The sequence below is a fragment of the Streptomyces sp. NPDC048297 genome, assembly GCF_043201585.1.
Lineage (GTDB): Bacteria > Actinomycetota > Actinomycetes > Streptomycetales > Streptomycetaceae > Streptomyces.
Genome location: NZ_JBICZA010000040.1, coordinates 20395 through 40364 on the forward strand (window position 1 = coordinate 20395; position 19970 = coordinate 40364).

Annotated in this window: 13 protein-coding genes and 1 pseudogene; 8 read left to right on the plus strand and 6 right to left on the minus strand. The window is 71.4% G+C overall.

Translation table 11 applies throughout. The features are described 5' to 3' along the window. Positions 1-227 (plus strand): annotated as a pseudogene (locus tag ACGFYV_RS32370) (hypothetical protein); the annotation flags it as partial. A gap of 348 nt (positions 228-575) precedes the next feature. Here ACGFYV_RS32370 and ACGFYV_RS32375 read toward each other — a convergent pair. Then, positions 576-3887, minus strand: a complete 3312-nt coding sequence (locus ACGFYV_RS32375; RefSeq protein WP_393882077.1) for a S8 family serine peptidase — start codon at positions 3885-3887, stop codon at positions 576-578. Positions 3888-4445: 558 nt separating this feature from the next. Between ACGFYV_RS32375 and ACGFYV_RS32380 the strand changes: the two genes are divergently transcribed. The 3 genes from ACGFYV_RS32380 (at position 4446) to ACGFYV_RS32390 (ending at position 8376) form a co-directional block, all read left to right on the plus strand. Further along, on the plus strand, positions 4446-4925 hold the full coding sequence (locus tag ACGFYV_RS32380) for an NUDIX hydrolase (RefSeq protein ID WP_393882078.1): 480 nt from the start codon (positions 4446-4448) through the stop codon (positions 4923-4925). A 250-nt stretch (positions 4926-5175) separates the two neighbouring features. After that, positions 5176-6948: a TIGR03767 family metallophosphoesterase gene (locus tag ACGFYV_RS32385; protein WP_393882079.1), complete on the plus strand. Its 1773-nt coding sequence runs from the start codon at positions 5176-5178 to the stop codon at positions 6946-6948. A gap of 243 nt (positions 6949-7191) precedes the next feature. Beyond that, entirely contained in the window at positions 7192-8376 is a 1185-nt protein-coding gene (locus ACGFYV_RS32390; protein WP_393882104.1) for a glycosyltransferase, read from the plus strand. A 144-nt stretch (positions 8377-8520) separates the two neighbouring features. On the opposite strand, the gene ACGFYV_RS32395 is transcribed toward ACGFYV_RS32390, so the two are convergent. Next, entirely contained in the window at positions 8521-9570 is a 1050-nt protein-coding gene (locus ACGFYV_RS32395) for a hypothetical protein (protein ID WP_393882080.1), read from the minus strand. Positions 9571-9777: 207 nt separating this feature from the next. Further along, on the minus strand, positions 9778-12357 hold the full coding sequence (gene pepN, locus ACGFYV_RS32400) for an aminopeptidase N (RefSeq protein ID WP_393882081.1): 2580 nt from the start codon (positions 12355-12357) through the stop codon (positions 9778-9780). Between the two features lie 167 nt (positions 12358-12524). Between pepN and ACGFYV_RS32405 the strand changes: the two genes are divergently transcribed. Further along, a complete protein-coding gene (locus ACGFYV_RS32405) occupies positions 12525-13187 on the plus strand; it encodes a DsbA family protein (RefSeq protein WP_393882082.1) in 663 nt (220 codons plus the stop codon). Positions 13188-13383: 196 nt separating this feature from the next. Here ACGFYV_RS32405 and ACGFYV_RS32410 read toward each other — a convergent pair whose 3' ends face one another. Further along, a complete protein-coding gene (locus ACGFYV_RS32410; protein WP_393882083.1) occupies positions 13384-14031 on the minus strand; it encodes a superoxide dismutase in 648 nt (215 codons plus the stop codon). A gap of 174 nt (positions 14032-14205) precedes the next feature. Beyond that, positions 14206-15588: an amino acid permease gene (locus ACGFYV_RS32415; RefSeq protein ID WP_393882084.1), complete on the minus strand. Its 1383-nt coding sequence runs from the start codon at positions 15586-15588 to the stop codon at positions 14206-14208. A 523-nt stretch (positions 15589-16111) separates the two neighbouring features. Here ACGFYV_RS32415 and ACGFYV_RS32420 point away from each other — a divergent pair. Beyond that, complete coding sequence (locus ACGFYV_RS32420; RefSeq protein ID WP_393882085.1) at positions 16112-16696, plus strand: biotin transporter BioY; 585 nt, start codon at positions 16112-16114, stop codon at positions 16694-16696. Positions 16697-16823: 127 nt separating this feature from the next. Here the strand turns inward: ACGFYV_RS32420 and ACGFYV_RS32425 are convergent, their stop codons facing one another. Then, a complete protein-coding gene (locus ACGFYV_RS32425) occupies positions 16824-18251 on the minus strand; it encodes an amino acid permease (protein WP_393882086.1) in 1428 nt (475 codons plus the stop codon). A gap of 255 nt (positions 18252-18506) precedes the next feature. On the opposite strand from ACGFYV_RS32425, the gene ACGFYV_RS32430 reads away from it, so the two are divergent. After that, positions 18507-18992, plus strand: coding sequence for a ribose-5-phosphate isomerase (locus ACGFYV_RS32430; RefSeq protein ID WP_393882087.1), 486 nt, complete (start codon positions 18507-18509; stop codon positions 18990-18992). A gap of 131 nt (positions 18993-19123) precedes the next feature. Next, entirely contained in the window at positions 19124-19933 is an 810-nt protein-coding gene (locus ACGFYV_RS32435; protein WP_393882088.1) for an Fpg/Nei family DNA glycosylase, read from the plus strand. Positions 19934-19970: the final 37 nt, after the last annotated feature.

Consider the following 19970-nt stretch of genomic DNA (forward strand, 5'->3'; position numbering starts at 1 on the left):
CCCACGGCCCGGAGCGGGTCGTCTTCGTCCTCGACGGCGGTGCGTGGCCTGCTCCGCGTACGGGGCAGCACGTGCTTGTGGGGGTCGGTCGGGGCCACGAGAACGCGAGCCTGTGGGCTGTGGGCGATGCTCGGGTGGCGGCCGGCCGGGCCTGGATCGCCGAGGCGCTGCCCGGGGCCCGCACCGCCAGGTGCGCGCGGCGGGAGGAGCCGACCGCGACGCCGTGAGGGGCGGACGTTCCTCCCGGAACCCCCGCCCCTCACCTGCCCGGCCCACGGCCCGGAGCGGGTCGTCTTCGTCCTCGACGGCGGTGCGTGGCCTGCTCCGCGTACGGGGCAGCACGTGCTTGTGGGGGTCGGTCGGGGCCGCGACAGCGCGAGCCTGTGGGCTGTGGGCGATGCCCGGGTGGCGGCCGGCCGGGCCTGGATCGCCGAGGCGCTGCCCGGGGCCCGCACCGCCACGTGCGCGCGGCGGGAGGAGCCGACCGCGACGCCGTGAGGGGCGGACGTTCCTCCCGTTACCCCCGCCCCTCACCTGCCTTCGCTCACCTCGTCACGGCGTGAGCGCTCACCCCGCTACGGCGTGACCTTCTCGATCTTCACGCTGCCGATGCCCGCGACCGTGCCGCGCGCGTTCACCAGCCGGACCTGGCCGAAGAACTCGCGGCCGGCCGGGGCCTCGGCGACGGCGGTGACCTGGCCGCTCACCGTGGCCGAGTCACCGGTGCCGAGCTTGACCGCGGACGAGCCGTCGACCGCGACGGAGCCGAGCGTGGACGAGAAGAACACGTCCTGGTAGTCGTAGTCGGTCGAGCCGGACGGGACCGCGTAGCCCACGACCTTGACGGTGTAGGTGCCGGCGGCCGGGTTCGGGATGGAGACCGCCTCCTCCGAGTCGCCGTCGGCGGACCGGGCGACCTGCGTGCCGTTCGCGTCGTACACGGTCAGGTCGAGGTCGGCGGCCGTGTCGGAGACACCGCCGATGGCCACGTCCAGGGACTTGGCACCGGCCGGGACGTCGACCGTGGTGGTCTGCGTCTCGCCCTCCGTGATCGCCGGGCGGGCCGACTTGGAGGAACCGAGCGGGCCGCCGACCAGCTTGCCGTCGAGGGCCGCGTAGCCGTTCGTCACCTTCCAGGAGGCGGTGGCCGGGGTGCCGACCTTGGCCTCGGGGACGGTCACCGTCTGCGGGTCGAAGGCCGCGCCGAGCACGGTGGCCTCCAGCGTGTACGGGTTGTCCAGCAGCGGCGAGGTACGACGGGCCTCGACCTCGACCTCCCAGACACCGGGCTGCGGGTCGGCGTACGAGCGCACGTCGGGCTTGCAGCCGTTGCCGTCGAAGTAGTTGTTGTAGCAGTTCGGCGTCGAGGAGTTGTCGACCGGAGTGCCGTACGGGTGGATGGCGATGAACCGGGTCTGGCTCTTGTCCTTCAGCCCGCCGATCGCGACCTCAAGGGACTTGGCGCCCTCGGGCACGGTCAGGAAGTACGAGCGGGTGCTGTTGCGCTGCACCGAACCCGACGCGGACCAGGTGAAGTGCACCGGGGCGGCGACCACGACGGTGGTGAGGATCTGCTTGTCGATCCCCTCCGTGCGCGGGTCGTCGACCTCCAGGATCGCGCTCTTGAGGCCCGCCGAGCGCGGCGCCGCCTGGACCTTGACGGTCACCGGCCGGTTCAGCGGCAGGCTCACGACGTCGTCGCCGAGGATCCGGAAGGTGCCGGCGGCGTTGTTGACGAGGTTCAGCTCGTGCCGCACGGCCTTGTCCGGGCCGGACGTACGGGTGATCGTGACGTCGTACGTCTTCTTCTGGCCCGCCTCCAGACCGCCCTCGCGGTCGTACAGGCCGGTGCCGAAGCCAGGGGTCTTCAGCGCGAAGTCGATCGCGGTGTCGACCGGGGCCTTCACCGTGTAGTCGTGGGCGCTCGCGCCGTCGCGGATGGCGTCCCACGCGTCCACGATGTCGATCAGGCCCGCGCCCTCCTCGTACGCCTGCGTACCGGGGATGTGGTCCGCGGTCGAGGTGAGGGCCGTGCGCAGCGTGGCGGGCGTCAGGTCGATGCCCTTCTGCTTCGCGGCGGACAGCAGCAGCGCGGTGGCGCCGGTGGCCTGCGGGGAGGCCATCGAGGTGCCCTGGAGCATCGAGTAGCCGGCCGGCAGGGAGTAGCCCGCCTCGGGGACGGGGGAGCCGGGCAGCCAGGTCTGGGTGGAGTTGATCGAGGCGCCGGGCGCGGACAGGGTCGGCGTGAAACCGCCGTCCTCACGCGGGCCGCGCGAGGAGAACGGCATCATCGCGTACTTCTGCTCCACCGCCGAGCCGTAGTTCGAGGCCCAGGTCTCCTTGGAGATGGCGGCGCCGACGGAGATCACCTTGTCCGCGAGACCCGGGTCGCCGATGGTGTTGGCGCCGGGGCCGGAGTTGCCCGCGGAGATGACCAGCTGGACGCCGTAGGTGTCGATGAGCCGCGTGTACAGCTCGGCGCGCGCGTTGTTGCCGTCGTTCAGCGCCGGCAGACCGCCGATCGACATGTTGACGATGTCGACGCCCCGGTTCGCGACCAGGTCGATCATGCCCTCGGTGAGGGCCACGTTGGTGCAGCCGCCGCTCCAGGTGCAGGCCCGGGAGGAGACGATCTTCGCGCCGGGGGCGGCGCCGCTCATCTTCCCGCCGAACAGGCCGTTCGCGGCGGTGATGCCGGCGACGTGCGTGCCGTGCTCGGACTCGATGACGCCGATGTTGACGAAGTCCGCCTTCTTGCCGACCCAGGTCCCGCCGTACGGGTCCATCGGCACGTCCTTGTGGATCTGCACGACGAACGGCTGGCGCTCGACGACGTCGGTGGCCGGGTCGTCGGTGCCGAAGTAGCCGATCTGGTAGCCGTCCTTGTACGGCTTCATCGGCGTGTCGTCGGTGAAGTCGAAGTTGTTGTTCAGGTCGACGCGGACGGTGCCGGCCGCCGGGTCGTACAGCAGACCCCACACGTCGGTGGTGTCGCCGTCCCGGTTCGCGTCGCCCGCCGCGTCACCGCCGGCGGTGTACGACTCGCGGAACAGGCTGACCTGGTACGAACCCGCGGGCGCGGTCCAGGTCCGGCCGCTGTAGCTGAAGCTCGACCCGGAGACGGGGGTCACCTGGGGGCGCCAGGTCGCGTCGCCGTCCACGATCGGGTCGGTCGCGGTCACCCAGTCGACGATCTTCCGCTCGCCGGTGGTGGTCTTCTGCAGTGCCGGGTGACCGAGGTCGACGCCGGCGTCGAGGATGCCGATGGTGACGCCGCGGCCGTCCGCCTTCGGGTGGTCCCGGACGAAGTCGACGGCACCGGTCTCGAACGACGGGTTGTACGGGTTGCGGGCCGGGGTGTCCTTGCCCGGACCGGGGTACGTTGCCGCGGACCCGGTGGACTTGGCACCCTGGGCGGTGTCCGCGCTCGGGGTCGGGTCGTCGAGCTGGATCTCCTGGCGCAGGTCGATCGCGTGCACCGAGGACAGCTTCGCGGCGGCCTTGATGGCCGCGTCCGCCTGGGCGGTCGGGACGGTCGCGCGGACGTAGCCGAGCTTGTCGTAGGTCCGGCCCACCGAGCCGCCCTTGACCGCGTCCAGTTCACCGGCGACCTGTTCGGTCTGCCCCGGCGCGGTCGCGATCATCATCGTGACGTTCTTGTCGCCGTTCGCCCTGGCCCTGGTGAGCAGGTCGGCGTCGTCCGAACCGAGCTTGTCGTGGGCGGACTTGGCGCCGGGGTCGGCGGCCGTGGCATGCGGTGCGCCCGCGGCGAGGGCCATGGGTATCGGCCCCGCCGCGGAGAGGGCGGCCACCACACCCACGGCCACGGCTATGCGGGCCAGGCGTCTCGGGCCGGATATGGGATCGCGCTCGGCGGTGTTGGTCATCGGCATCCCCTAGGTGAAGAGTCCATTGCCGGACGAGCGCACAGCTTTACCCAAGGAACGGGACTTTGGGGACCGTTGACCGAATCGATATGGACGCATGGGGAAAACCCGCGATGGGATTTGCGCGGGTTGGAGACGAACGGGTCGGAAATCGCCCGAGAATTGCTGAGGGTCGCTCAGCTTTCCCTCTCCGTCCGACTTGCCTTCGATTTCCCTTCGATTTCCCTTGGCTTCCCTTGGCTTCCCTTCGAGTCCCCTTCGGGCGGGCGTCATGACGGAACGCCTTGACGGACGGACGCCTCGGCCCGGTTGCCGCACGCGGCGCGTCCGGCTACGCCGGACCCCGGCCGGGTCGACGAACTCCGGCTCCTCGGCGGCCCCTTCGACGGCCGGCCGGGCCGGACCCCAGGCACCTCCAGCCCGTTGCCCGCGAGCCACACCGCGAGCCCGGGATCACCGTCACGGAGGCCCTGGCGCCCGCCGCCGCCCCCGCCGCCGCGCCGGCCCGTGCTCGGATATTCGCCCGCCGATCCGGATCCCGCGCGCTAACGTCCGACCATGCGACGGAAGTTGAGGGTGGCGGCCTACGCCGTGTGCGTCCGTGAAGGGCAGCTCCTGCTCGCCCGCTCGCCGGGACCCGACGGCACCCCCGAGTGGGTGCTGCCGGGCGGCGGCATGGAGCACGGCGAGGACCCGTACGACACCGTCCGCCGCGAGGTGGCCGAGGAGACGGGCTACCGCGTCCGGGTGACCGGCCTCCTCGGCGTGGACTCCCTCCGGCTCATCGGCACCCGCCCCTTCGGCAGCCGTTTCGGCCGCCGCGCGGACCGTCACGCCGTACGGATCGTCTACGCGGGCGAGATCACCGGCGGGGAACTCCGGTACGAGACCGACGGATCGACTGATTTCGCCGCATGGCAGGACATCGACGCCGTGTCCGGGCTGGTCCGGGTGCCGCTCGTCGACACGGCCCTGCGGCTGTGGCGGGAGCGGCCCGCCGCCGGACACCTCGACCCAACCGCCGCTCCCCAGGCCTGACTTGGTGGCCCCGGAGCCCCACCCCTACCCGGCGAGATGAACGGGGAGTGACCGGCTCCGGGCCGCCCGCGATCCACTCCATGACCGTGCCCGGTACCCGAGATCCACGTACGGTGATCGGCGCTGCGCGTTGCCGCCTTGTTCACGCGCAGGTCACCCCCGCTGCCAACGATCCAGAGAGAGCGGGACGTTCGCGTAGGCGACGGCCCGCGACCACTGCCGACGCGTTCGCACCCGGGGAGACCGCGCCATGTCGCGCATACGCTCTGTCGCCACCTCCGCTGTGGGGGTCCACCGCCGTACCGTCCTCGCCGCCGCCGGCGCGGTCACGCTCTCCGCGGGCGTCGGCTACGTCCTGCGGCCCACCGAAAGCCAGGCCGCGCCCGCCGGCAGCCAGGCCGCGCCCGCCGACGAGGCGCCCGTCGCCGCCTCCCGGAAGGTCGATCCCGCCGCCCCGCTCGTCCCCTACACCAAGGGCACGACGGTCTCCTCCGTCGCCGCTCCGCAGGGCGGCTCCGGCTACCGCCGGCTCGGCGACGGCCCCGGCTGGAGCCGGGTCGTGCGCAGCGAGCTGGCCTCGCCCCGGTTCGACCGATCGAGCCGCCGTACCGCCCTCGCCGCGTTCGTGCAGTTCACCGACCTGCACCTGACGGACGTGCAGCACCCGCTGCGCGTGGAGTACCTGCGCGCCTACGAGCCGCGCGCCTGGCGCCCGCACGAGGCGCTCACCGTGCCCGGCGCCATCTCGCTCGTCGAGCGGGTCAACGCGCTGCGCGGCGCCCCCGTCACCGGCGCCCCGCTGCAGTTCGTCATGACCACCGGCGACAACACCGACAACAACGCCTGCTCCGAGCTGGAGTGGTTCATGAAGGTGATGAGCGGCGGCCGTATCACCCCCAACACCGGCGACCCCAGGCACTACGAGGGCGTGCAGAACAGCGGGCTGGGGCTGTACTGGCAGCCCGGCTCCACCGCCCGCGACGGCGACAAGACGCTCGGCTTCCCGCACCTGAAGGGCTTCCTGGCCGCCGCGACCGGTGAGGTGCTCAGCCCCGGCCTCAACCTGCCCTGGTACTCCACCATCGGCAACCACGACACCCTCCCGCTCGGCACCTACGGCTCCCACGGCGACCCCTACCTCGCCGAGGCGGCCATCGCCGGCAGGAAGCTCATGAGCGCCACCGAGGCCGAGGCCAAGAAGCTCTGGGACGCCATCAAGAACGCCTCGGACCCGAAGGGCGTCGGCTACCGCGACTTCCTCAAGGCCCACACCCGCTCCACGCGCGCGGTCACCCCGGACGAGAAGCGGGCCCCCTACACCCGGGCCGACTACCTCAAGGCCCACCTGGACCCCGCCCACCAGGGCCACGGCCCGGTCGGCCACGGCTACTCCTCGGCGAACCTCGACGCGGGCACCGAGTACTACGCCTTCCGCATCTCCGACGACGTCGTCGGCATCAGCATCGACACCACCGACTCCGGCGGCCACTTCGAGGGCTCCATCGGCACCGCCCAGCTGAACTGGCTGAAGAAGACGCTGGCGGACAACAAGGACTCCTACGCGATCGTCTTCAGCCACCACACCAGCAAGACGATGACCAACACCCGCCCCGACCCGGCCCGCCCGGGGGAGCGCCGCCACGACGGCGCCGAGGTCGTCTCGGTCCTCGCCGCCCACGCCAATGTCCTCGCCTGGGTGAACGGCCACATCCACAAGAACGTCATCACCCCCCACAAGGCCTCCGGCGGCCGGTCCTTCTGGGAGATCTCCACCGCCTCGCACGTCGACTACCCCCAGCTCGCCCGCGTCATCGAGATCGCCGACAACAAGGACGGCACCCTCTCCCTGTTCACCACCCTGATCGAGTCCGCCGCCCCGCACCGCACCGACTACGCCGACCTCACCCAGACCGGCCTCGCCGCCCTCTACCGCGAGCTGTCCTACAACGCCCCGGGCGCCATCACGACCCTGGCCGGCGAGCCGTCCGACCGGAACACGGAACTGGTCCTCAGGAAGCGCTGACGGAAGCGCTGACGGAAGCGCTGAGGGAAGCGCTGAAACGCGCGGACGGGGCCGCGGACCCGGCGGCCGTCGGCGAAGGGGAATTCTGTCAGGCAACGTTTCACGCACGTCGCCCCGCGTTAACGCGCCTGCAATGTCCGTATCGCCTTATATCGGCTAACCCGCTGTTCACGGGGATGGCTCGATCTTCTCGATCATTTATGCAAGGCGGGTGGTCGTGTGCGCGCGAGGCACGGACTGCGTGTGTTGTCGGTGTACGAGGGCTTCTTCTCCGGAGGAGCCCGGATCGTGCACAGCGACGTCGTACGGGGACTGGCCGAGGGCGGCCAGTCCCACCAGGTACTCAGCATTCACGGTGAGGTCCACCGCGAGGCCACGCGGCAGCGCATGGAGGACGACGCCTGCTACCGGTCCCTCACGGCCGGGGGTGTCGGGGTCACGTCCCTCGGGCGCAGCGCGGGCCTGGTGGACGGCTCGGTGGCGGCGTCGGTTTTCAGCGGGCCCGAGCTGGCCGAAACGGCACGGTCCATGGCCGCCGCGGACGTGATCCTCTCCCTCAAGGAACAGCCGCTCGCCCTGCTGAACCAGGGCGGCCTGCCGCGCCGCCCGGTCGTGGTCTGCCTGCACCGCTCCGACCCCGAGAACCAGGGCCCCGCCCTGGACGAACTGAAGGCGGCGATCGCCGACGGCACCGTCGTGGCCTGCGTGTGCTGCGCCGAGTCGACCCGGGCGGCGTACGAGGAGGCGGGCGTCCCCGGCGAGGTGCTGCACGTGATCCCCAACGGAGTGGACCTGCTCCGCTTCCGCCCGGACGCGGCGGCACGCCTCGCGTTCCGCGCCTCGCTGGACATCCCGGCCCAGGCGCCGGTCGTGGTCTTCGCGGCCCGCTACGCCACGATGAAGAACGTCCCGCTCCTCCTGCGCGCCGCCCGCGCCTGGCTCGCCCGTGAGCCCGAGGGCCGGGTCCTGATGTGCGGCGCGGGCATGACCGGGGCGAACCCGGCCCTGTGGGCCGACATCGAGGTCGCCTTCGGCGCGGACCGGCACCTCGCGGAGCGGATCCGCCTCCTCGGCGTGCGCGGCGACATGGAGAGCGTCTACGCCGGCTCCGACGTCGTCGCCCTGACCTCCGTCTCCGGGGAGGCGGCGCCGCTGTGCCTGATCGAGGGCATGATGTGCGGCGCCGTGCCCGTGTCGACGGACGTGGGGGACAGCGCGGAGATCGTCCGGGGCCACGGTTTCGTCACCCCGCAGGACCCGGAGGCCATCGCCCTGGCCTGGACGGCGGCGGTCGCCGGCCGCGCCGATCTCGCCCCGGCCCTCGCCGCGAGCCGCGAACGCTTCAGCCGCACCCGCATGATCGCCGCATACGCCGCACTCCTCGACGGCGTCCACCTGGCGGCGACACGCCTGCCGGAACCGCTGTAGCTCCGGGACGCGGTTCGACGGCCTCACCGCTCATGAGGCCACCCCGACCACTTCGCGGGCAGGGGGAGCCGGGCACGAGGAGGGGCCGCCGGACCCGGCCCGGCGGCCCCTCCCCTCCCCTCCTGGCGCTTCCCCGCACCGTCACTACCGGGGCAGCACCACGACATACGCGGCCGGATCACGGTCGCCGGAGGCCATCAGCGCCGTACGGACCACGGCCGCCTGCTGCTCCAGGGAGTCCCGCAGCTTCTTGGGGGTGATGTGGACGACCGTGATCCCCAGGCGCTCCAGGTGCTCCCGCTTGCGCGCGTACTGCGACCACACCGCGTCGTCGTCCTCCCGTGGGCCCTGGCGCGGGGCCCGCGTGTCCAGTTCGACCGCGACGGCCTGCTCGGGCCAGTAGGCGTCCAGGCCGCCGAGGTGCGGGCCGCCGGGCAGGCGCAGGTCCACGTTCCAGACCGGGTCGGGCAGACCGTACTCGCGGACCATCCGGTACAGGTGCTCCTCCGCCCTCGCCCGGCCCTCGGCCAGCAGCAGGTCCACCGCGTCCACCACGTGCGGGCAGGTCAGCAGCTGTGCCTCGGTCAACTCCCTGACCACCGCGGCCGGTTCGCAGTGGCGCCCGCGCACCGCCTCGGTCAGCAGCCGGCGCACCACGCCCGGGTCCGTCAGTTCCGCCACCGCGTCCGCCAGCGCCCGCGGCACCGGCGCCACGGGCAGGCCCGTCACCGCGCACGGGGTGGGCAGGGCCGAGGTGCGCAGGACGCGGACGTAGCCCGTGGAGCGCAGCCGGCGCTGCCGCGGGACCAGGACGTCGACGCGGTCGAGGGACTCCAGCGGCGGGGCGGAGGAGAAGCCGTACAGGGCGAGGGCCGCGAGGCCCGTGATCACCGCCTCGGTGTAGACCGGCCGGTGCGGGTCCTGTGCGCTCGGCTGGACCGGGACGCCCGGCGCGGACTCGCGCGACGCGTACAGCAGCGCCCCGTGCAGCCGCTCCTCGTCCGTGGGGGGACCGGGGTGCAGGAGGACCACGTTCGGCAGCAGCAACTGCCAGGGTCCGCCGGGCCGGCACCGCTCGTTCAGCTCGGCCGTGGAGATGCCGTGGGAGCGGAGCCGGGCGGTCGACAGAACGCGGCGGTGGACCTCGGGGAGCTGCTGCAGGGGGCGGGGGGAGAGCGGGGTGTTGTGCGTCATGACCCGGGGATTCCCTCGCCTCGTCCCCTCTGTAACCGCTGTTACACGGCCGTCGAGGAATCCGGACAAGGCAGTACTAAAGGACGGGTGTTCGGGTGCCGAGTAGGGACGGAAAACCCCTGGTCCGATCGGGTGCGGACCAGGGGTTACGGGTCGTGTTGCCCGAATTTCGTAACGGTCACCGACCGCGGAAGCTCAGGCCAACGATCAGTGGTCCGCGGCCTCCGCGTCGCACGCCTGTGCCCGCAGCGAACGGGCCAGGTCGTCCCGTGACTCCAGCACCAGCCGGCGCAGCGCCGGGGCCGCGTCCGCGTGCGCCCGCAGCCACGTGTCCGTCGCGTCCAGCGTCTCCCGCCGGTCCTGGAAGCCGGGGAACAGACCCCGGACGACGTCCATGCCGATCTGGATGGACCGCTCCCGCCACACCCGCTCGATCGCCGCGAAGTACTTCTCGGCGTACGGCGCCGTCAGGTCCCGCTGCGAGGGCTGGTCGAAGCCCGCGATGGTCGCCTCGACCAGCGCGTTCGACAGCGCGTCGGACTCCACGACCTGCGCCCACGCCTGCGCCTTGACCGCCGCCGACGGCCGTGCCGCCAGGCACCGGACCTGGTGGCGCTTGCCCGACGCGGTGTCGTCGCGGGCCAGTTCGGCCACCAGCGCCTGCTCGTCGGCCACCCCGTGCGCGGCCAGCGGCTCCAGGAACGCCCAGCGCAGCTCCTGGTCCACCTCCAGACCCTCGACGCTCTCGTCGCCGTCCAGCAGACCCTTCAGCAGCGCGAGGTCGGACGCGCCGGAGGCGACCGCCGCGAAGAACCGCGCCCAGGCCAGCTGGTGTTCGCTCGCGGGCTCGGCCGCCCGCAGCTCCCGCAGCGCGCCCTCCGCGAGCAGCTCCTCGCCGGCCGCCCGCCACCCGGGCGCCGCGTAGTGCACCAGCGCCGAGTTCGCCCACGCGTGCAGCATCTGCAGCACGCCGATGTCCGACTCCCGGCCCGCGAACCGCAGCACGAGGTCCACGAACTCCCGCGCCGGCAGCAGCGCGTCCCGGGTCATGTTCCACAGCGCCGACCAGCACAGCGCACGCGCCAGCGGGTCGGTCAGGGCGCCCAGGCGCTCGCGCAGGGTCGCGAGCGAGGTCTCGTCGAAGCGGATCTTGCAGTACGTCAGGTCGTCGTCGTTGACCAGCACCAGGTCCGGGGCCTCGGCGCCGGCCAGCTCCGCGACGACGGTCCGCGGACCTTCGACATCCGTCTCCACGCGCGCGTACCGCTCGAGCGCGCCCTCGGGAGTGCGGCGGTACAGGCCCACCGCGATCCGGTGCGGCCGCTCCTCGGGGTGCGACTCCGGCGCCTCCTGCACCACCGCCAGCTCGGCCACCCGGCTCCCGGCGTCCAGCAGCACCTGCGGGGTCAGCGAGTTCACCCCGGCCGTCTGCAGCCAGGAGCGCGCCCACACCGTCATGTCCCGGCCACTGGTCTCACCGAGCACCGACAGCAGGTCGCCCAGGCGCGTGTTGCCGTACGCGTTGCGCTTGAAGTAGCGGCGGGCGCCCTCCAGGAACGCGTCCTGGCCGACGTACGCCACCAGCTGCTTGAGCACCGAGGCGCCCTTGGCGTACGTGATGCCGTCGAAGTTCAGCTTGGCGTCCTGGAGGTCACGGATGTCCGCCGTGATCGGGTGCGTGGAGGGCAGCTGGTCGGCGCGGTAGGCCCAGGCCTTGCGGCGGTTGGCGAAGGTGATCCAGGCGTCCGTGAAACGGGTCGCGCCGACGTTCGCGAACGTGCCCATGAAGTCCGCGAAGGACTCCTTCAGCCACAGGTCGTCCCACCACTCCATGGTGACCAGGTCGCCGAACCACATGTGCGCCATCTCGTGCAGGATGACGTTGGCCCGCGCCTCGTACGACGCCTGCGTCACCTTGCCGCGGAAGATGTACTCCTCGCGGAAGGTCACCAGGCCCGGGTTCTCCATCGCGCCCAGGTTGTACTCGGGCACGAACGCCTGGTCGTACTTCCCGAACGGGTACGGGTAGTCGAAGTGGTCGTGGAAGAAGTCCAGGCCCTGCTTGGTGACCAGGAAGACGTCGTCGGCGTCGAAGTAGGGCGCGAGACCCTTGCGGCACAGGGCGCCGAGCGGGATCTCCAGCTTCGTGCCGTCCTCGAAGACGCGCGTGTAGGAGTCGGTCACATAGTGGTACGGCCCCGCCACCACGCACGTGATGTACGTCGAGATCGGCTTCGTCTCCGCGAACCGCCAGACCCCGTCGGTCAGTTCACCGGCGCCGTTGCTCCACACCGTCCAGCCCTCGGGCGCCCGCACCTCGAAGCGGTAGGGGGCCTTGAGGTCCGGCTGCTCGAAGTTCGCGTAGACACGGCGGGCGTCGGCCGGCTCGTACTGGGTGTAGAGGTAGACCTCGCCGTCCTCGGGGTCGACGAAGCGGTGCATGCCCTCGCCGGTGCGGGAGTAGGCGCACCGGGCGTCGACGGTCAGCTCGTTCTCGGCGGCCAGGTCCTCCAGGGTGATCCGGGAGCCGTCGAAGACCTCGCTGGGGTCGAGGTCCTGGCCGTTGAGCGACACCGCGGTCACGCCCGGGGCGATGAGGTCGGCGAAGCTCGACGCGCCCGGCTCGTCGCAGCGGAACCTGATCGTGGTCACCGAGCGGAAGGTGCGCGGCTCCCCGTCACCGTCACCGACGGCGGACCGCAGGTCCAGCGCCACGTCGTACCCGTCGACGGACAGCAGGGCGGCCCGCTCCCGGGCCTCGTCGCGGGACAGATTCTCACCGGGCACGGGCGGCACTCCCTCGTGGTCGCTTGGCGTCTCGGAACCTTTGGAACAGCACCGATCCTGCCATGCGCCCCTGACGCGGCACACCAGGGAATCGGGCGCGGCATCCGGGAATGGGGGTGTGGAGGGGGACGTTGGCACGGGTAGGAGACCGTTTCGCGAGGAGAAGCATGCCGCAGACCACGACCACGTCGGTCAAGACACCTGTTGACTTCTGGTTCGACCCGCTGTGCCCCTGGGCCTGGATGACCTCCCGCTGGGTTCTGGAGGTCGAGAAGGTCCGTGACATCGAGGTCCGCTGGCACATCATGAGCCTCGCCGTCCTCAACGAGGACAAGCTGGACGAGCTGCCCGAGGAGTACCGGGACATGCTCGCGACCAAGGCCTGGCAGCCGGTGCGCGTGGTCACCGCCGCCTGGCAGAAGCACGGCGAGGACGTCCTCGGCCCGCTCTACACCGCCCTCGGCACCCGGATCCACAACAACGAGGAGGGCCCCACCCTGGAGGCCGTCGCCGGCGCCCTCGCGGACGTCGGCCTGCCCGCCGACCTGATCGAGTATGCCGAGCAGGAGGACTTCGAGTTCGACGCCGAGCTGCGCGCCTCCCACAAGGAGGGCATCGACAAGGTCGGCCAGGACGTCGGCACCCCGGTCATCGCGGTCCCCGGCCCCGACGGCGAGCAGATCGCCTTCTTCGGCCCGGTCGTCACCCCCGCCCCCAAGGGCGAGGAGGCGGCCCGCCTGTGGGACGGCACGATCGCCGTCGCCTCCGTGCCGGGCTTCTACGAGATCAAGCGGACCCGCACCAAGGGCCCCGACTTCAGCAACCTCTAGGTCGCCGGTCACCGGTCGCTCGTCGCCGGTCGCCGCGTCGCCGCATGGGAAAGCCCCCGCGAGTCCTCGCGGGGGCTTTCCGTTCATCCGCCTGCCGTCGTGAAGGGTGAGAAGACGATCACGAGGCAGGACGCTCTCGGGGCGCGGCGCCGCTCGGAGCAGGGCGCTCCGGGGCCCGCAGCCCTGTTCCGGGTGCTCAGGGAGCGAGCAGCAGCGCGTTCCCTCGCGCCTTGGCGGCCTCGTAACGGCGGGCCACGTCCTGCCAGTTGACGACCTGCCACATGGCCTCGACGAAGTCCACCTTCTGGTTGCGGTACTGGAGATAGAAGGCGTGCTCCCAGGCGTCGAAGACCAGCACCGGGGTCGAGCCCTGGCCGACGTTGCCCTGGTGGTCGTAGACCTGCTCGACGATCAGCCGGCCGCTCAGCGGCTCGTACGCCAGCACGCCCCAGCCCGACCCCTGGGTCGTGGCCGCGGCCTTGGACAGCTGGGTCCGGAACGCGGCGAAGGACCCGAAGGACTCCTTGATCGCCTCCGCCAGCTCGCCCACCCCGTCCTGCGCCAGCGGCTCGCCGCCGCCGTCCTTCGGACCGGTCATGTTCTGCCAGTAGACGCTGTGCAGGATGTGCCCGGAGAGGTGGAAGGCCAGGTTCTTCTCCAGGCCGTTGATCGAACCCCACACCTCCTTGTCCCGCGCCTCGGCGAGCTGCTCCAGCGTGTCGTTGGCGCCCTTCACGTACGCCGCGTGGTGCTTGTCGTGGTGCAGCTCGATGATCTCGGGGCTGATCACGGGAGCCAGCGCGGCGTAGTCGTAGGGCAGGTCGGGCAGCGTGTAGACGGGCATGGGTGGGTCCCCTCGGGAGCTTATTGCAACTCTCTTGCAGGTACACGCTAGCAACAACAAGCAGCGGGCAACAGAAAGGCCCCGACGTGTCCCTGACGGTTGGCGGTCAGGGAGGCGTCGGGGCCTTCGAGGAGCGGCCGGGGCCTTCGAGGGGCGGCGGGGGCCGCGGCCGGGTCAGTGCCTGGCGCGCGCCCGCTGCCGGACGTAGCCGACGGCGGCGAGGAACAGCGTCATCCCGCCGGTGGAGAGCAACTGGACGCGGGTGTCCGCCTCCCGGGCCATCAGGACGAAGATCGTCGCCATGCCGGCCAGGGCGACCCAGGTCAGCCACGGGAAGGCCCACATCCGGATGACCAGCTTGTCCGGGCTCTCGCGCTCCATCCGGTGGCGCAGCAGCAGCTGGGAGACGGCGATGAAGATCCAGACGACCAGGATCACCGCGCCGATCATGTTCAGCAGCCACTTGAAGACGTCGTCCGGCCGCCAGTGGCTGAGCGTCACGCACACGAAGCCGAGCACGCAGGAGGTGAGGACCGCGGTCCGCGGGACCCCGCCGGACAGCTTCGCCAGCGCCTTCGGACCCTGCCCGCGCTCGACCAGCGAGTAGGCGATGCGCGAGGAACCGTAGATGTTGGCGTTCATCGCGGACAGCAGGGCCACCAGCACGACCACGTTCATCAGCTGGCCGGCGCCCGGGATGCCGAGGTGGTCGAGCGCGGCGACGTACGGGCCCTTCTCCACGACCTCCTTGGCGTTCCACGGGACGAGCGTGACCACGACCGCCATCGAGCCGATGTAGAACAGCGCGATCCGCCACATCGCCGTACGCACGGCCGAGGCCACGCCGCGCACCGGGTCCTCGGACTCGGCCGCCGCGATGGTGACCGTCTCCAGACCGCCGTAGGCGAAGACGGAGGCGAGCAGCCCGACGAGCAGGCCCTGGGTGCCGTGCGGCATGAAGTCCGTCAGGTTCGAGGCGCCCGGCGCGTCCGTGCCCGGCAGCACGCCGGCGATGGCCAGCACGCCGAGGATCAGGAACAGGCTGATCGCGCCGACCTTCAGCGCGGCGAACCAGAACTCGAACTCGCCGAAGTTCTTCACCGCGGCCAGGTTCGTGCCGCAGAACACCACCATGAACAGCGCCACCCAGGCCCACTCGGGCGTGCCGGGCAGCCAGCCGCTGACGATGTGCGCGGCGCCGATGCCCTCCAGGCCGACGGCCGTGCACAGCAGCACCCAGAACGACCAGCCGGCGGCGAAGCCCGCCCAGGGACCGATCGCCCGCTCGGCGTGCGCCGAGAAGGAGCCGGAGGAGGGGTAGGCGGCCGACATCTCGCCGAGCATCCGCATCACCAGCATCACCAGGAGGCCGGAGAGGGTGTACGCGATCACGATGGACGGACCGGCGGCGGCGATTCCCGCGCCGGATCCGACGAACAGGCCCGCGCCGATGACTCCGCCGAGGGCGATCATCGACAGGTGGCGCTGCTTGAGGCCGTGGGACAGGGAGGCGCTCTCCTGCTTCGGGGGCGTCTCCGTGGAGGTGGTGCTGGGCATGGGAGCGGCTCGTCCAGTGCGATCGGCGGGCAAAAACGCCCACAGTGTGAGTGGCGCGTCCGCTCGGGTGAATCGGCTGATCAGTATCCGGACGGTGGGTGAACACAGGGTGAGACGGCCGTTACGGAGCGGGGGGTTCCGGTCGGTGTGGTTTCCGGGGTGGGTGTTGAAGCGGTTCCCGGTGCCGATGTGGCTCTGGGTGCGGGTGCGGGTGCGGGTGTGGGTGTGGGTGTGGGTGCGTGAGGCGCGTGCGCGTGCGAGTGGGGGTGCGCGTGCGTGGGTACGCGTGCGGGTCCGTGGCGTCTTTGGTGGATCCCTACATGCGGGACGGCCGGACCGGCGTACTCCGGGCCACATCACCACAGTGACCAGCGTCACGCCGTACCCGGTGTCAACGGCATCCTTTGTCCGGATCCCATCACGCGGCCGATCATGCCTTTGTCGAGCGCTGACGGTGATCGGCTCCAGGACGCCGGTATAGCGTCACGGTGTTCCCACCCGCCCGCCAACCCGCGGAGTCCCCATGAGCACCGCCACCGCCTCGGTCCGCCCCGGCGCCGTACTCGCCGACCTCCTCCCCGCGTCCCGCGTGCGCGACGCCGCCCTCGTGCTCGGCGGTGCCGCGCTCACCGGTGTCGCGGCGCAGCTGTCGGTGCCGGTGCCCGGCTCCCCGGTGCCGGTGACCGGCCAGACCTTCGCCGCGCTCCTCGTGGGCACCGCGCTCGGCGCCCGCCGCGGCTTCCTCTCCCTCGCCCTGTACGCGGTCGCGGGCGTGGTGGGCGTGCCGTGGTTCGCGGAGGGCGGCTCGGGCGCGGGCGCGGTCTCCTTCGGCTACGTCCTCGGCATGCTGCTCGCCTCCGTGGCCGTGGGTGCGCTGGCCCGCCGCGGCGCCGACCGCTCCCCGCTGCGCATGGCGGGCACGATGATCCTCGGCGAGGCGATCATCTACGCCGTCGGCGTGCCCTACCTGGCCCTGGCGGCCCACCTGTCCGCCTCCCAGGCCGTCGCCGCGGGCCTCACCCCGTTCCTCATCGGCGACGCCCTCAAGGCCGCCCTGGCGATGGGCCTGCTGCCCGCCGCCTGGAAGCTCGCCGGCGACAAGCGCTGACACCGCGGGCGCGACGCCCTGCGTACGACGACGGCCGCCCGGCCCGACGGATTCCGTTCCGTCGGGCCGGGCGGCCGTTCTGTTGCGTATGAAGGGAATAGAGGGGCGGGAGGGGAGGAGGGGCCGGTCAGGCCGTCGGGACCTTCTCGGACGTCTCGACCGCGGCCGTCTCCGGAGCCCGGTCCGCCGTCAGCCTCTGCTTCACGAAGGCGATCACCAGCACCAGCGCCGCCACGCCCAGCGACAGCAGCACGGTCGTACGGCCGCTGCTCGCACCCTCGGTGTCGGTCAGCATGTAACCGAGGACGAACACGATCATGGCGGCCGTCGCCCAGGTCAGGTACGGGTACAGCCACATCTTCACGACGAGCTTCTCCGGCGCCTCACGCTGGATGATCTTCCGCAGCCGCAGCTGCGAGAAGCAGATGACCAGCCACACGAACAGGGCGACCGCGCCCGAGGAGTTCAGCAGGAAGAGGAAGACCGAGTCCGGGAACTCGTAGTTGAAGAAGACCGCCACGAAACCGAAGACGACCGACGAGAGGATCGCCGCCATCGGCACACCCCGCGAGGTGGTGCGGGCGAAGGCCTTGGGCGCGTCGCCGCGCCGGCCGAGCGAGAAGGCCATGCGGGAGGCGGTGTACAGACCGGAGTTGAGGCAGGACAGCACCGACGTCAGCACGATGAAGTTCATGATCTCGCCGGCGTGCGCGATACCGAGGGAGTCCAGGGCCGCGACGTAGGAGCCCTTGTCCTTGATGGAGGGGTCGTTCCACGGCACCAGGGAGACGACGATCAGGATCGAGCCCAGGTAGAAGACGCCGATGCGCCAGATGATGCTGTTGGTGGACTTCGTCACCGCACGCTGCGGGTTCTCCGACTCGCCGGCCGCCAGGGTGGCGATCTCGCTGCCCATGAAGGAGAAGACGACCAGCAGCACGCCGGTCAGGATCGAGCCGGGGCCGTGCGGCAGGAAGCCGCCGTGCGAGGTGAGGTTGGAGAAGCTCGCCTGGTCGGTGTGGGCGCCCGGCAGCACGCCGAACACCGCCAGCGCGCCGACGACGATGAAGGCGCCGATCGCCACGACCTTGATGCCGGCGAACCAGAACTCGAACTCGCCGTAGGAGCCGACGGAGACGAGGTTCGTGGCCGTCAGGACGGTCATCACGATCAGGGCCCAGCCCCACTGCGGGACGGCCGGGATCCAGCCTTCGAGGATCTTGGCGCCGGCGGTCGCCTCGACGGCGAGCACGACGACCCAGAAGAACCAGTACAACCAGCCGATGGAGAACCCGGCCCAGCGTCCGAGGGCACGGTCGGCGTGCGCGGAGAAGGAGCCGGAGGTCGGGTTCGCGGCGGACATCTCGCCGAGCATCCGCATCACGAGGACGACGAGGGTGCCGACGAGGGCGTAGGACAGCAGGATGCCGGGGCCCGCCGTGGCGATGCCCGAGCTGGAGCCGACGAAGAGTCCGGCACCGATCACACCGCCGATGGCGATCATCGTGAGGTGACGGTTCTTGAGGCCTGCGTGAAGTCCGGAACCAGGGGTCATGGACGGAATTCCTTTGCGCCGGTGGGCCGTTTCCCGTACGGGGGGTGCCGTTGTGCGGCGTGCGTACGGAGGACTCGTACGAGCGGTGTACGAGCCGGTCCAGTGAATCGGAGGCGAATGAATTCGGGAACCTCCGAATCCGTATCGTTACTTGAGGTTCCCTTGAGGTTCTATGGCCGGACTCACATTTCCGGGGTCGACTTCGGGCCGACACCCCGGGCTGCCGCCCCGCAACGGCCGTGTCACACTCGTCCCATGCGCGTGTATCTCGGCTCCGACCATGCGGGCTTCGAACTCAAGAACCACCTCGTCGAATGGCTCAAGGCGGCGGGGCACGAGCCCGTCGACTGCGGGCCCCACATCTACGACGCCCAGGACGACTACCCGCCCTTCTGCCTGCGCGCGGCCGAGCGCACCGCGGCGGACTCCGACGCCCTCGGCATCGTGATCGGCGGCTCCGGCAACGGGGAGCAGATCGCCGCGAACAAGGTGAAGGGGGTGCGGGCCGCCCTCGCCTGGAGCGAGGAGACCGCCTCGCTCGGCCGGCAGCACAACAACGCCAACGTGGTGGCCGTGGGGGCGCGCATGCACACCACCGAGGAGGCGACGAAGTTCGTCGAGACCTTCCTCAACACGCCGTTCTCCGGTGACGAGCGCCACATCCGCCGCATCGACATGCTCACGGCCTACGAGACCACCGGTGACCTCCCGCCCATCCCGGCCCACCACCCCCAGCAGTAACACCGGCCGCCACCCGGCCACCCCGGGGCCCCGTCCCCGGGGTGTCTCGGCGTCTCAGCCGTGTTGGCGTCGTCCCGGTGTCTCAGCCGTATCGGCGTCTCGGCGTCTCGGCAGGAAAGGACAGCTCAGCCGTGCCGGAAGGGCACACGATCCATCGTCTGGCGCAGGACTACGCGGAGCGCTTCCAGGGCACCATGCCCCGACTCAGCAGCCCGCAGGGCAAGTTCTCCGACGCCGCGGCCCTCCTGGACCGCGCCGAGCTGACCCGGACCGAGGCCCACGGCAAGCACCTGTTCCTCGGCTTCCGCGACAGCGACTGGATCCACATCCACCTCGGCCTCTTCGGCAAGGTGAATTTCGGCCCCGCCCCCGCGCCGCCGCCGACCGACACCGTCCGCCTGCGCCTCGCGGACGCGACGTCGTACGTGGACCTGCGCGGCCCCACCACCTGCGCGCTGATCACCCCCACCGAGAAGCAGGCGATACACGACCGCCTCGGCCCCGACCCGCTGCGCGAGGACGCCGACCCGGCCGCCGCCTACGCCCGCGTGAGCCGCAGCCGTACGACGGTCGCCGCCCTGCTGATGGACCAGAAGATCATCGCCGGCGTCGGCAACGTCTACCGCGCCGAGGTCCTCTTCCGCCGCGGCATCGACCCGTACCGCACCGGCAGGGACATCACGCCCGGCGAGTGGGACGCCGTCTGGGCCGACCTGGCGGAGCTGATGCGCGAGGGCGTCCGGCTGGGCCGTATCGACACCGTCCGCCCCGAGCACACCCCGGAGGCGATGGGCCGCCCGCCGCGTGTGGACGACCACGGCGGCGAGGTCTACGTCTACCGCCGGGCCACCCAGCCCTGCCACGTCTGCGGCACCGGGATCCGCACGGCCGACCTCGCCGCCCGCAACCTCTTCTGGTGCCCCACCTGCCAGAAGCCCTGACCGGACCCTGAGCCCCGGACCCTGAGCCCCGGCCCCT

Excerpts from the sequence above, each read along its gene's own strand:
- ACGFYV_RS32425 (WP_393882086.1), bottom strand. The coding sequence starts at position 18,251 with ATGACCCCTGGTTCCGGACTTCACGCAGGCCTCAAGAACCGTCACCTC.
- ACGFYV_RS32415 (WP_393882084.1), bottom strand. The coding sequence starts at position 15,588 with ATGCCCAGCACCACCTCCACGGAGACGCCCCCGAAGCAGGAGAGCGCC.
- ACGFYV_RS32420 (WP_393882085.1), top strand. The coding sequence starts at position 16,112 with ATGAGCACCGCCACCGCCTCGGTCCGCCCCGGCGCCGTACTCGCCGAC.
- ACGFYV_RS32375 (WP_393882077.1), bottom strand. The coding sequence starts at position 3,887 with ATGACCAACACCGCCGAGCGCGATCCCATATCCGGCCCGAGACGCCTG.
- ACGFYV_RS32380 (WP_393882078.1), top strand. The coding sequence starts at position 4,446 with ATGCGACGGAAGTTGAGGGTGGCGGCCTACGCCGTGTGCGTCCGTGAA.
- ACGFYV_RS32405 (WP_393882082.1), top strand. The coding sequence starts at position 12,525 with ATGCCGCAGACCACGACCACGTCGGTCAAGACACCTGTTGACTTCTGG.
- ACGFYV_RS32410 (WP_393882083.1), bottom strand. The coding sequence starts at position 14,031 with ATGCCCGTCTACACGCTGCCCGACCTGCCCTACGACTACGCCGCGCTG.
- ACGFYV_RS32395 (WP_393882080.1), bottom strand. The coding sequence starts at position 9,570 with ATGACGCACAACACCCCGCTCTCCCCCCGCCCCCTGCAGCAGCTCCCC.
- ACGFYV_RS32385 (WP_393882079.1), top strand. The coding sequence starts at position 5,176 with ATGTCGCGCATACGCTCTGTCGCCACCTCCGCTGTGGGGGTCCACCGC.
- ACGFYV_RS32430 (WP_393882087.1), top strand. The coding sequence starts at position 18,507 with ATGCGCGTGTATCTCGGCTCCGACCATGCGGGCTTCGAACTCAAGAAC.